General features: G+C 35.8%; 1 protein-coding gene and 1 pseudogene. Both read right to left on the bottom strand.

Annotated elements, in window-relative coordinates; genetic code table 11:
• Positions 1–48: 48 nt before the first annotated feature.
• Positions 49–684 (bottom strand): response regulator transcription factor, encoded by a 636-nt coding sequence (locus tag P767_RS0104180; protein ID WP_037351613.1) that lies wholly within the window; start codon positions 682–684, stop codon positions 49–51.
• 84 nt (positions 685–768) lie between these two features.
• A pseudogene (locus tag P767_RS19140) lies at positions 769–885 on the bottom strand (hypothetical protein); the annotation flags it as partial.
• Positions 886–961 lie beyond the last annotated feature (76 nt).

Here is a 961-nt window from a genome sequence, read left to right as displayed (position 1 = left end):
AAACTATACAGAGCCCCGGGTGTTTACCTGGGCTTTTTTTATATCCATCTATTTTCGGTTGCCATTTTTAACAGCGCTCATTTTGTTATTGACCTGCATTTTCTTATAAATATTGTCAATATGCTTCCTTACCGTTCCTTCACTGATAAAATACATGTCTGCAATTTGTTTGTAGACATAACCATCTTTAACGGCTTTCAGTAACTCCAGTTCTCTTTTGGTTAAAAGATTGGGAGCCATTTCCTCAGGCGACTTGTAGGTTTCCTTAATATGGTACAGCGCTTTTAAGGCAATTCCTGCAGACATAGCAGCTCCGCCCTCCAGAATATTTTTAATAGATTGTTGTATAATATTGGCCTTTTCGTCTTTTAATAAGTAGCCTGAAGCTCCGGCCAATATAGCTTTGAATATCTTTTCATCATCGTCAAACGTGGTTATGATAAGAATTCTGGCTTCCGGGAACTTGTTTTTAATGAGCTCAGTTGTTTTAATGCCATCCATCAACGGCATTTCAATATCCATTAAAATAATATCAGTAGGCTGACTGGAATATTTATCTATAAAATCTTCTCCATTGTTTGCTACAAAAACCAAATCTAATTCGGGGAATGCAGCCAATTTATTCAGAATTAATTTTAATTCAAATGGATTGTCTTCTGCAATTGAAACGGTTATTTTTTCCATAAGGATTATCTTGTCTACAAATTACCTTTATTCCAATCAGTTTTCCGATACGGATTTATTCGTATTTATTTTCAAAGGAACCAATTATAAAGGGAATTTTACCCTTATTTTGGTGCCCTGTCCGGACTCGGTTTCAAGAGAATACTCCCCACCTATTTCCTGGATATTCAGTTGCATATTTGAAAGCCCGAAACCATTGCTGGCCTTGTTTTGATCAAATCCCCTCCATTATCCTTTACGTAATAACTTCGTATAGCATACATTATACGAAGTTATA

Origin of the sequence: Sediminibacterium salmoneum NBRC 103935 (assembly GCF_000511175.1) — a bacterium.
Taxonomy (GTDB): Bacteria; Bacteroidota; Bacteroidia; order Chitinophagales; family Chitinophagaceae; genus Sediminibacterium; species Sediminibacterium salmoneum.
This window is presented reverse-complemented; position numbering and strand designations above follow the sequence as displayed.